Source organism: Hymenobacter sp. J193 (assembly GCF_024700075.1).
Taxonomy (GTDB): Bacteria; Bacteroidota; Bacteroidia; order Cytophagales; family Hymenobacteraceae; genus Hymenobacter.
In genome coordinates, this window is record NZ_JAJONE010000001.1 from 1,404,359 (window position 1) to 1,416,139 (window position 11,781).

Consider the following 11,781-nt stretch of genomic DNA (forward strand, 5'->3'; position numbering starts at 1 on the left):
CAGTCGCTGCTTGTCATTCTATAATTCGTTCCCATGCTGACAATAGAAACTCATACACTATACGCAATTGCTTTAAGCTCGTACTAATTCTTCAACTATGAAACTTCCTGCTAGAAGGCCGTTCTTCTACACGCTATTCATTGCCACGGCCACTATTCTAGTCGTATGGTTTTTGGGTTTGCGGCAAGAGTGGAGCCTGTTTAAAGAATCACTCATTACGCTTACCATCCTGTCGGTAGCATTTGGGTCATTCCTGACGGTAAGCCTGTTTCAGGGAGTCTGGGTTCACGACAATTTTGGCAATCTGCAGGAACACATCCGGCGCATGCCTTTCCCCGACCAGATAACCGAATTAAGTACAGGGGATTTAGATCTGGATTTTGATGCGGGTGAAGGGTGCGGCGCTATTATCCTCGGCATTTTGGCGTGGCTGCTGGTTGCAGCTATTGCCGTGGTTCTGCTCTGGTTTTTTGCGGCCGTAGCCTGGGTTGTTTTTATGGTACTGTCCGCTATGCTTTACTGGATTTTCTTCCGGGCACTTCGGTTTGCGCTGCGTCATGGGCGCGAATGCCGGGGAAGGCTTGCCCCAAGCCTGCGCTATGCATTTACCTACACGATAGTATATACATCCTGGCTTTACGCCATTATATTGACCACACACTACTTGCTATAGAAAGCAATTCCTGCCCCGGTTTCACCGACGTTTTTTATGTTTAGGCATGGAAATCAAGCTGTATAAATCCCCTTGGCGGGCCGTGAAGCTGCTGCTGGGCAGCGGAGCCTTTGTGGCGGCAGGCGTTTGGCTGTTGCAGCAGCCGGATACGTCGCGCCTGATGGCGTGGGCCTGCGTGGGGTTCTTTGGGCTGGGCATTCCCGTGGGCATTTTTCAGCTGCTCGACCGGCGCCCGCAGATCATCATCAATGAAGTAGGCATTTTCGACCGCACCACTTACAAGGGCTTTATCAACTGGGATATTATTCAGGATGCGTACCTGATGGAGGTGCATGGGCAGAAAATTCTGTGCCTAGTGGTGCCACAGGAGTTTGAGCCCTCCCGCGCCCAGGGCACCGTGGCCCAGTCGATGGCCCAGCTGGCAAAGTCCCTCGGGTTTCAGGAGCTGAATATCCCGCTGGGCATGATTCAGATCAACGAAGTACGCTTCACCCAGTTTCTGCTTGCCATGACCCAGGTAGAGCGCCCCGACCGCGCGAACCTGCTGGCGCAGTATAACGCTTAAGACCACCGCGGCCCCCGATTTCTCAGAGGCCGCGGTAGTATCAAGCGTTATAAGGAAGCCGACTGACTGGGGTCTGCCGCCCGGCGGCGCATCCAAGCCGGCCCGCAGGCACCCGCCATTTTCTGACGGAACTTCTCCTGCTCTTCGGGCGTGAGGCCGGCCATGCGGGCCTCCACTTTCTGCTTCCACTCCCGGCGGTGTCGTGCCCAGCCCCCGCGGCCCTTGCGCCCGCCCCAGCCCCCGAACAGGATACGGGAAAGCACGAGCAGGCCCAGCGCCTGCCAGATGCTGATAAGCGGCAGATTGAACAGGTCGGGCAGCAGCCAGTTCCACAGGCGCATGGTTACGTAGCCCGCCACGGCCACAAACAGAACGGCGAAAAGTACGAATTTGAGGCCGCGCAGCAGCCAGAAGGAGCGGTTCATTTTTGTTGTCAGTTATCAGTTGATAGTTGTCAGGTAGTGAGAGCCGTCAGCGTTGCTGTATCAATAGCAGTGATACTGGCAACTGACAACTCTCGACCAACAACTCAATCCGTAAATAGCTCGGTGTAGAGCGTCTGGAGGCGTTTGCGCAGGTGCTGCACGGCGTAGTGCTTGCGCGAAATGAGGGTTTTGAGCGGAACGCCGGTTTCCTCCTCCATTTCACGAAAGGTCTTGTCTTCCAGCTCGTGCCAGATGAACACTTGTCGCTGAGCGGCCGGCAGTTCGGCCAGGGCGTCGCTGAGGGTTTCCATCAGCGTTTCGCGCAGCAGGCGGTTTTCCGGCGCATCGTCGGTGGCGGGCAGCAGGTCGGCCAGCAGCAGGGAATTCTCCTCATCATCGGAGTATGCGGCCATTTCCGCTTCCAGCGAGGTAGTGCGCTTGCGCCGGTACAGGTCCGTGATTTTGTTGCGGGCCACCCGAAAAAGCCAGGCAGCGGCCTGCTCTACGGGCTTCAGCATCCGGTAGCTTTCTACCAGTTCGGCAAACACGTCCTGCAACACGTCTTCGGCTTCCGCCTCGTCGGGGATGCGGCGGCGAATGAACGCCAGCAGGCGCTTGCGCTGGGTGCGCACGGCTTCCTGTATCTGCAGGTCCTGGTGGCCGGCCGTCATCAGCGAAGCATCGAGGGGTAAAGCAATGGTTTCCATTCTACTGACGCAGACGCGCCAGCCGGCAAGATATTTTAGCGGCGCCGAAAATATTCCGCCCGCTCTGCGCTCCACCGCTTATGGCGGCGTAAAGGCCCTTCTAAGCGGCGTAGATGCGTTTCGAAAGGGCGTACGGCCCTTTCGAAACGGCGTGTGCCTTACTGGAAGTGGTACAGGAAGGTGATGATGCCAGTATAGGCCGGCTTGCGGCTGCCGTTGATTTCCAGATTTACCTCAATGCGGGCTTTGGCAATGCCGCGCAGGTCTTTCACCGATAGCAGCTTGGCTTGCAGGCGTACTTCGCTGTTTACCAGCACGGCCTGGTTGAAGCGCAGGGCTTCGATTTCGTAGTTCACTTGCATTTTCAGGTTCTCAATCGTCACAATCTGGTTCCAGAGGTAAGGCAGCAGCGCTACGGTGAGGTAGCCGTGCGCAATGGTGCCCCCAAACGGTGACTCGGCCGCGGCGCGGTCCGCGTCCAGGTGAATCCACTGAAAATCGAGCGTGGCGGCCGCAAAATGGTTGATCTGCTCCTGGGTGATGGTGTGCCAGGCGGAGGTGCCTAGCTCCTGGGTTTCGTACTGTTGCAGCTCCGGGAGGCTGCCAATGGTAAGGCTCATACGGGAGGGAATTGGCGGAAAAAGGTGCGAGCGGCGAAGGTACGCGTTAACCGCCGTGTGTAATGAGAGTAATCGAAGCAGCTAAATACCCTGAAAAGCAAAAAGCGGCTCCCCAAGATGGGGAGCCGCTTTTGAGGACGTGGGTAGCATCAAAGCTACTTCACCACCAGCTTCTGCGAATACAGTCCGCCAGGCGTCTGCACGGTGATGATGTACATACCGGCAGCCAGACGAGCGGCGGGCGTTACCGTCAGCTCCTGCTGAGCCTGCGTGAGGCTTACGGCCTGCTGCTGCACTGTGCGGCCGAAGCCATCGAGGATGCGTAGCGTGCCCTGGCCGCGCAAGCCTACTGTCAGCACGCGCAGCTGGCTGCCATCCGAGGGGTTCGGATACGCCTGCATCGAGGCTTTGGCCGTCGTCGTGACCGTAACGGTTACTGCTGAGCTCAGGGTAGTACGACCATCCAAGTCTACCTGGCGCAACCGGTAGTACGACAGGCCCTGGAAAGGCTTGGCATCGGTGGCGGCGTAGGTGTGGTAGTTGGTGGTAGTGCCATTGCCCGCCACCTGCGTCAGGGCCACAAAGTCACGGCCATTGAGGGAGCGTTCCACTACGAAGTGGGAGCTGTTTTTCTCCGAGGCCGTAGCCCAGGACAGCTGTACCGTGGCACCCACGGCCTTGGCCGAGAAAGCCACCAGCTGTACCGGCAGCGGGGTCAGGTCGTTGTTGAGCGGGTTGTCTACCAGGTTGGTCGAAGCCAGCGCAAACAACGAATTGTTGGTGATGGTGGTAGAGCCGGAGGTTACGTAGCCAGCCGGCGCGGCGGGTGAGAACACCCCGGCGCCGCCTTCGTTGGTCCAGGTGCCGCCCGATTCGGCGGGCGTACTCACGCTGGACCGGGCAATGCGCAGGTTGCTGGGCACGTTGATTTCCTCATCCTCCCGGTTGGTATTGAAGCTCAGGCGCACCGTGGGCTGATTGATAGTCCCGGCAAGGGTGAAGATGCGGTAGTAGCGTACCCGCGAAAGGTTGGAAATGCGCGGGTCGGTAGTTGCTACCGGACCAGTGGCCGACTCCTGGACCATTTCTACCAGTACTTCTGCTCCTAAGCTGCTGCCGCCCTGAGCCGTGATGATAACCGGGCGGTAGAAGTCCTCGTTGCGAATATTGTAGTTGCCCACCGGGAACGAGCGGGTGGCGTAGGCTGTGGTGGGGAATACCATAGCCAGCTTGCCCAGGATGTAGGCCCCCAGGCTCTCCCCGATTACCGGCTGCGCGCCGGTGTTGGTAAGGCGCAGGGTATTCGTGCCGGTGATAATGTTGCCGCTGTTGAGGCTAAGCAGGTTGCTCACCGTCACGTTCTGCTGCATGGTAAGGGAGCCGCTGCCTACTTTGTTCAGGTTATAGAACGTGGTAGTGCCGCTCAGGGTGCGGGCCTGGCTGCTCAGGAAGCGTACCGTGCTGGTAGCCGGCATGAAGGTAGCCGAGTTGGTCCAGTTGCCCTGCAGGCTGATGGTGCCACTACCCGCGTTGAAGTTGCCCTGGTTTACGAAGTCCCCGGCAAGCGTCAGCACGTTGGCGTTGGCTGCGTAGTTGCCCGAGTTGGTGAGGTTGCCGCTTACGACCAGCGCCCCGTTGCCAGCCTCCAGGGAACCGGAGTTAGCGAGGTTGCCGCTCACGGTCACCGTTCCGTCCTGGCTCAGAGCATTGAATACGCCTGCGTTTTCCAGATTCGTCGAAACAGTTAGTGCCCCGTCGCCGTGGTTGTAGGTTCCCGAGTTGGTGAGGCTGGAGCCCACGGCTACGCTGCCGTTGCCGGCCGTGATGGTGCCAGCGTTGGTAAGCGTGGTCCCGATAACGGCATTGCCTCCGGCCAACGTCAGGCTCGCGCCCGTGTTGTTCACCACTGCTCCGGCCAGCGTCAGGTTGCCCGAGCCCAGGTTTACATTGCCATTGTTGGTAAGTGGCTGCGCCGGGTTCAGCAGGGTTACATCGATGTTGTCGTTGTTGTTGACGGTGTTGCCGGCCTCAATCTGCATGTAGCCGTTGAGTTGCAAGGGCACGTTGCCAAGCGACTTGGTAGCCGAAGCGCCCGAACCCGAAAAGACCAGGTTGTTGTAGATGGAGCGGGGTGGCAGCGTCACAATCAGACCCGTGTATTCTACCGTGCCGCCGGCGATGCTGGTGAAGTCGTCGTAGTTGCCGGCCGGGAAGGTAGAGGAGTTGATTTTCAACCGCCCGGTGCCCGTCACTACTCCGAAGTTATTGGAGGTGTAGCTACTGATATCCAGCGTGCCGTTCAGCGTGAGCGAGGAAGCACTCTGGCCGGCCGTTGTGGTTTTCACCACGTGGTTCGGCAGGATAACGACCGGCGTGCCGGCCGTAGGGGCAGCCGCTACGGCCGGGCCTGAACCGTCTGAGGTCAGGGTCCAGGTATTCACATCCGACCAAGTAGCTCCCGTTGTTGTAACGTTGGCAGCCCCCGCACGGCTGTAATACACGCTCACCGTGCCGAATTCAGTGGCACCAACCGTGGTACCACCTACCCCGGCTGTATAGTCGCCGTTCAGGTACGCAGCACCCGTAAGGGTAATCAGGCCAGTACTAACAACCGCTGTATTGCCGGTGCCCGTCACACCGCCAACCGGTGCCCATTGATTGATGAGGAAACGACCGGGCACGTACTGGGTTTTCTGACTGGAGGTGCCTTGCGCGTCGGCTGGCAGGAACGTGTACTGATGCGTAGCGACAAGGCCATTGAAGCCCGTGCCGCTCACGCGCCAGTAGTAGTTCAGCTGCGAATTGTTGCCACTCGTGGTAGAGGGATGCGCCGTGTTAACCGGAGCAACCGTGAGGACACCCGGCAAGGTGTTAGCACTGATTGTGTAGATAGCCGGCGTGTATTTGTCAGTCACCCCTACCGGGAAGGTGAAGGAGGCTACACCGGTGGTAAACGACTTCTGCACGCCGCCATCGGCCACCGAGCCGTTGGTGATGATCATCTTCGTGGCAGAGAAGGGCGCTCCGGCAATAGCACCTGCTGTGTTAGTCAGCTTCAACAAGTTGGAGCCAATAGTCAGGTTGCCGCTCGTAAGCGTGAGTACGCCATCCACCTGCTGAGCAGCCAGAGTGGTTGCGCCGGCGCTGTTGTTCAGCTCCAGGTTACCAAAGATACCCGTACCATCACCGCCGATATTCTGAGCAGTGGTGTTGATTAGCACTATTTTACCCGCCCCGCTATGCTTGGCTGAGTTTACCACGTTGCCTACTACGGAAATGGTATTGCCCCCATCGGCCAGTTCGCCTTTGGTGAGCGTCAGCTGGCCATTCACGCGCAGCGTGGAATTGGCCGCCAGCGTCACCTTTCCACCCGACAGGGTATTGTTTATCACCAGATTAGCAAAGCTGGTGACGTTGGTTCCAGCACCCGCTACCGTTTGGCTGGCTACTGAGCCGTTCAGCGTGGTGGTTTGCGAAGCGCTTTGCACCCGGTAGCCTCCGGTCGTCAGGTTCGTTGTGGTAGCCGTGTTGTTGTTCGTGAAGTTGCCGGCTACGGATACGTCCAGGCCATTGGCATCGAACACCGAGGTGGCGTTACCAATCGTGAGGTTGCCTTTCAGCGTCAGCGGATTTTGCAGGAGCTGAGCGGTATTGGTGCCGTTCTCAACCTTCAGGCTATACAACGGCACGGTGGTGTCCAGCTTCAGCAGGCCAGGAGCCGTGGTATTTCCCAGGATAACCTCCCCGCCCGTAACGGTGCTGCCAGCCGGGTGCAGATATACGTCTGGCGTAGCGGCTACCCCCAGGGTGCGTAACACCTTCAGGGTACCATCGGTCATGGTAAATGTACCGGAATTGAGTACTTCAAAGACGGCGCGGCTGTTGTTCAGCGCAAAGGAAGTACTGTTTCCTACCGTTACATTACCTCCACTCTGAGCATAAGTTAGTGAGCCTTGCGTAGTAGTAAGCGGGCGCCGAATCTGACCGTTCACGTTCAACGTGCCGGCTGTTACGACAATTTCCGGCTGCGTAGCACCCGAGTACTCAATGCTCTGGCCGACGTTGATGGTACCCTGCAGCGCGCTCAAACGGCCATCCAGTTGGGTGGTAGCCCCCGTGGCCAGGTTGATAACCGCGCCGACGCCGTTTACCGTCAGGCCCGCCGTGCTGCCTATCGTGTACTCGCCTGTGTTAACCGTAATGGTTTTGTCGGGCTTGGCAAAGCTAAACGTGCCGTTCGTGAGAACCAGCCAGTTATTGGTGGCGTCGGGCACGGTAAGCGTACCGGCTACGTCCAGCGTAAGCACAGGCGTACGAGAAGTGCCTTTGTTTATCGTTACCGTATTCAGGCTGGTAGCAATACCTGCGCCCGTAATTTTCTGGTCAGTAGCGCCGGTGAAGGTCACGTTTACTTTGCCGCCGGCAGGAGCCAGCGCAAACGTGCCCTTGTTTACGACACTGCCCCCAATCTGAAGCGTATTAGTTGCAGTACCCGTTTCGATGCCAAAGGTAGCCCCGGCGGCATCACCCACCTGTACATTGCCGCTTACTACCACACTGCGCGTAGCGGCACCGTAGAGGAGTTTGCCGCCCTGCACATCAATGTTCCCATCCACCACCAGATTACCGTTGGTGAGGGCACTCATGGTAGCCGTGCCTGTGAAGCCGGCCAGTGTGCCCGCATTCAGGTCGCCGTAAATGCGCAGGTTCTGGTTAGGCAGGGTAATGGTGCGGCCGCTGCCAGCGTTCAATACCAGGTTATAATAAGAAGCTACCGTATTTGCGGGCAGCGTGAAGCTGGCAGCACCCGTGGTATAGTATTCTACCGTACCACCCTGGGCACCCAGGAAGTTGGCGAAATCACCGCCCGGGAAGGCTGCCGTAGTGGCCGTGGTGGAAATGCGTAAAGTACCGGAGCCCTGCACCACTTCTTCGGGCAGCGAACCAAAGTTGTGTCCGGTGGTGGTACCAAGGTCCAGCACAGCGCCCTTGTCAATCTGCAGGCTGCCGGAAGTAGCCCCATTCGTCAGAACCGTTACCACATGGTTGTTGCCGATGAAGACCGGATTACCGGATCCGGGAATTTCGGCAGACGGAGTACCGGTGTGGCTTTCACGCGACCAGGTACCAGCCGTATGCCAGTTGCCGGTCGTCAGGCTGTAGAACTTCTTGATTTCGCCGAAGGCGGCTGGGTAGCCGGCCGTATACTCGCCGTTGATGTTAACGGCGTTGAACTTAATGTCAATGGTGGCGGTGTTTTCTACTACGTCATCCTTGGAAACTGCAGGTGCAGTCACAGCCGGGGTATTCCAGGTTACCGTCGCAGGGTTGTAATAAGACGGCACATAATCGGTTTTGATGTTTCCAGCGAATATCAGGTCGTTCGAAGCCGAATACGTATGCATCACCTTGTTGACGGCCAGCCCCGAAAAATCGTGCTCCGTTACTTTCCAGTAGTACTGCAGCGCAGCGCTTTTGTTTGTGGCAAACGGGTTGACGGCGTTTACCGGAGCTACGTTAATCTTACCATACTTGGTAGGTGCCGCCGTGAGCGTAATACTGGCCGGAGTATAGTAGTAGTTAGCACCGACTTTAGTACCCACCGGAAACACGAAGGCAGTCAGCGAGCCATAGGTTTTGCGGATACCGCCGTCTGACTGGTTGCCGGCGGTCAGAATCATACGGGTGTTGGAGAAAGCATTTCCACCGCCCGATATGGCATCCTGGCTTACCGAGGTGATGTATAGACGGTACGTGCCAATGTCGAAGAGTTTTGCCCGAAGCAGGGTCAGCTTACCACTAATGGTCTGCTCAGCCGCCATTTGCACGGATACGGCACCGGCAGCGCCAAAAGAGTTGTCGATGATCAGGTTGCCAAAAATACCCGTACCGTCGCCTGACAGGGTTTGCAGCAAACTGCCGCCCAGCGTAATGCTGCCGGTAGTAGTGCCACTGCTGGTGTGCGTAGCCGAGTTCACCACATTGCCCAATACCGTCAGCACTTTGCCGGCATCGTTGAACACACCGTTCTCCAGCGTGAGCGTGCTGCGTACGCGCATAGAAGCTGTTGCGGAACCAGCCAGGGTAAGGGTACCGTTGGTTTTATCCATCAGCAACTGATTAAAGCCCAGGCTGCCTGTAGCGCCAATAGTGCCATCGATCTGCAGCGTCTGGTCTTTGCTGCCAGTGAAGGAAGTGACGTTGGTACCCGGCAGGTAAGTTGCCCCGGCACCAACGGTAAAGCTGCCTTGCACGGTTACCGCGTTGTTATTAGCAGTAAATGTGGCATTGTTTGTTCCAGATTCGATCTTCAGATCATTCAGCACCGTAATCGGGCTTACTGCCCAGGCGACTGTAGTACCGGCTGCGGCTACCGGTTCTGAAACAGTTAAATTCCAAAAAGGAGCGGTTGAGCTAATATTGACGGTCCCAGGATAAGCATCGCCGCTGGGCGGCAGAATGACATTAAAATTTCCTCCGGTTACCGAGTAATTACCAATGGCAGGGCCAATTTTCACCCCATCATTGCCCTCGGCATTATATATATTGATAGTCCCACCGCTCATTGAAAAGCTATTGGTGGGCGAATCCAGGCAAAACCGATCAAACGCTTTTTGCCGGTCAATCTGGGCACCTGTTCCCTTAACGTTGAATTCACCGCCGGTCATCACAAAGCTGCCAACGGGAGTTCCTTCTTTACGTGGGCTGAACTTTTCTACGGATACTACGCCGCCCTCAATAAGGTAGCTGCCCACATCGCCAATCACGGCGCCGTCGTTACGGTTGCTGGTGAACTTGCCGGCACTGATACGGAAAGCCCCACGACAAATAAAGCCGCCGCCTATCCCCTTGTTGCTACCGCCCATGTTGCCTGGCAGCGTCACGTCTGCGCCATCAATCCACAAGCCGGCAGAAGCCGGCACTTCATATCCAACCTGGCCGTTTGTGTCGTCTCGCAAGCGAGCCAAGGTGATGTTGCTTCCCAATCTGAGGGTACCATTGCGCAAATCCACGATGTAGCCCCCATAAGTCATATCCAGGCTGAAATTGCCGGAAGCACTCGACGTAATACTTTGAATATACTGCTGGTTTGTTCCTTTATTAACAACTACAGCTTTGAATGTCGTTGGGCCATTTGCCGCGAGCGTCCGGTTTGCCGCCCCCGAAAACGTGATGATGCTGGTGGTATTGATTGTGCCGTTGTTGGTGATATTGCCCACACTGGTAATAGCTCCGCTTGCTGTAAGCGTTGTACCAGCACCAATCGTTACGTTATCATTCAGCGTAAGAGCATTACTGCCCGCAGCAAACGTCAGCGCACCTACGCCAGTCCGGCTGGTCTTGAGCGTACCCGTAATTGTGAGAGCGGTGTTGTTGGGCTGCGTTACGGTGACGTTCGTAGCGCCTGTCCGACTAAGCACTAAGTTGCGGTACGTGCCAATTGCCGGCAAGGTCACTGAGCCAAGGTCGTAGTATTCTACCGTGAGCGAACCGGCGCTGGCAAAAGTGTTAGCCGCACTTTTGGGAAAGCTTACACTTTTCAGTCGTAGCAGACCGGTTCCGCTCAGTGTAAGCGCCGGGTTACTGGCAGAAAAGCTAAACGTAGCCTGATCCAGCACGCCCCCACTCTGAATTGTAATGGTATGCCCCGTGGTCGTGACGTTGGCCGTCAGATTGACGGTGTAGCCATTCAGAATAACTAGTACGTCATTGGAAAGCGGTGCCGCGGCTGGCGAACCAACAATGGTCTGCCCGGTGGGGTCAGTGGTCCACGTCTTAGTGGTGCCGGAGTTATTCCATGGTCCACTGGTGCCACCCCCGACAAAGGTGTAGTAAGTGGCTGCCCAAGATGCCGTACTGCTCAGGAGCAGCAGGAGTAGTAGAGTAAGCAGTTTTTTCATAGGGTGGGCTTGAAAGTGCAAAATGAAAAAGTACAACTACGTCTGACTTATAACACGTTAGCGCACAGTTACCAAGGTAAAAGTGCAGGTTTTAGCAATAGAAATAATCAAGTACCCTAAAGTTCTTCAAATCACTATACCCTATCTTGTAAGATTTACTAACCTTCCATCCGCCACGCAACGTAGCGTCGGCCGATAGGCTTCGCTAACTGCGGCGCTTGTCAGTTGGTTCATATCGTCTTATTTAAATATATAAAGCATCTGCAACAGTAGACACAGCCTATATTACTTGGCTTCCATCCTCCGGGTAGATAGCAACGGCATTCCTGCCCGTTGGCAATTGCCGACCTAGTCTGCCGGCGCGGGCCGGTCTGTTATTTTAAGGGTGGCGTTTTCCGATTTTCGGGCTACTTTTGCCAGCTAATGGCCCTGTCGTATCTGCTCTGGCAGGGCATTACTTCGCCGTCAGCCCTACCGCATGGACCAGAATATACCGCAGGTTATCCAAACGGTTCCTCTTCAGTACTACGTTTTCTTCGCCGCGGCCCTGTTTTCTATCGGGGTGCTGGGCGTGCTCACCCGGCGCAACGCCATTATCATCTTTATGTGCGTGGAGCTAATGCTCAACGCCGTGAACGTGCTGCTGACGGCCTTTTCGGCCTACCGCTCCGACCCCAACGGGCAGGTCTTCGTGTTCTTCATCATGGCCGTAGCCGCCGCCGAAGTGGCCGTGGGCCTGGCCATCATCGTGATGATCTACCGCAACGTTCAGAACACCGCCGTTAATCTGCTGACTCGACTCAAATTCTAGTTTTGGGTCTTAGGGTCTTAGGGTCTTAGGGTCTTGGTTTTTTGTTCAGTTGAACAAGTTAAACCAACGAAATCCAAGA

At 56.5% G+C, this 11,781-nt stretch carries 7 protein-coding genes; 3 read left to right on the top strand and 4 right to left on the bottom strand.

What is annotated here, in order from left to right:
• Positions 1-97 precede the first annotated feature (97 nt).
• A complete protein-coding gene (locus LRS06_RS06105; RefSeq protein WP_257870671.1) occupies positions 98-673 on the top strand; it encodes a hypothetical protein in 576 nt (191 codons plus the stop codon).
• 46 nt (positions 674-719) lie between these two features.
• Entirely contained in the window at positions 720-1,238 is a 519-nt protein-coding gene (locus tag LRS06_RS06110; RefSeq protein ID WP_257870672.1) for an STM3941 family protein, read from the top strand.
• Between the two features lie 47 nt (positions 1,239-1,285).
• On the opposite strand, the gene LRS06_RS06115 is transcribed toward LRS06_RS06110, so the two are convergent.
• The 4 genes from LRS06_RS06115 to LRS06_RS06130 all read right to left on the bottom strand — a co-directional run bounded on the left by LRS06_RS06115 (position 1,286) and on the right by LRS06_RS06130 (position 10,891).
• Positions 1,286-1,663 (bottom strand): hypothetical protein, encoded by a 378-nt coding sequence (locus tag LRS06_RS06115; RefSeq protein ID WP_196955237.1) that lies wholly within the window; start codon positions 1,661-1,663, stop codon positions 1,286-1,288.
• 104 nt (positions 1,664-1,767) lie between these two features.
• Positions 1,768-2,370 (bottom strand): RNA polymerase sigma factor, encoded by a 603-nt coding sequence (locus LRS06_RS06120; RefSeq protein WP_257870673.1) that lies wholly within the window; start codon positions 2,368-2,370, stop codon positions 1,768-1,770.
• 158 nt (positions 2,371-2,528) lie between these two features.
• Positions 2,529-2,990 carry a MaoC family dehydratase gene (locus tag LRS06_RS06125; protein ID WP_257870674.1) on the bottom strand — a complete coding sequence of 154 codons (462 nt, stop codon included), beginning with the start codon at positions 2,988-2,990 and terminating at the stop codon, positions 2,529-2,531.
• 155 nt (positions 2,991-3,145) lie between these two features.
• Positions 3,146-10,891: a T9SS type A sorting domain-containing protein gene (locus LRS06_RS06130; RefSeq protein ID WP_257870675.1), complete on the bottom strand. Its 7,746-nt coding sequence runs from the start codon at positions 10,889-10,891 to the stop codon at positions 3,146-3,148.
• Between the two features lie 478 nt (positions 10,892-11,369).
• Between LRS06_RS06130 and nuoK the strand changes: the two genes are divergently transcribed.
• Entirely contained in the window at positions 11,370-11,702 is a 333-nt protein-coding gene (nuoK, locus tag LRS06_RS06135) for an NADH-quinone oxidoreductase subunit NuoK (protein ID WP_257870676.1), read from the top strand.
• Positions 11,703-11,781: the final 79 nt, after the last annotated feature.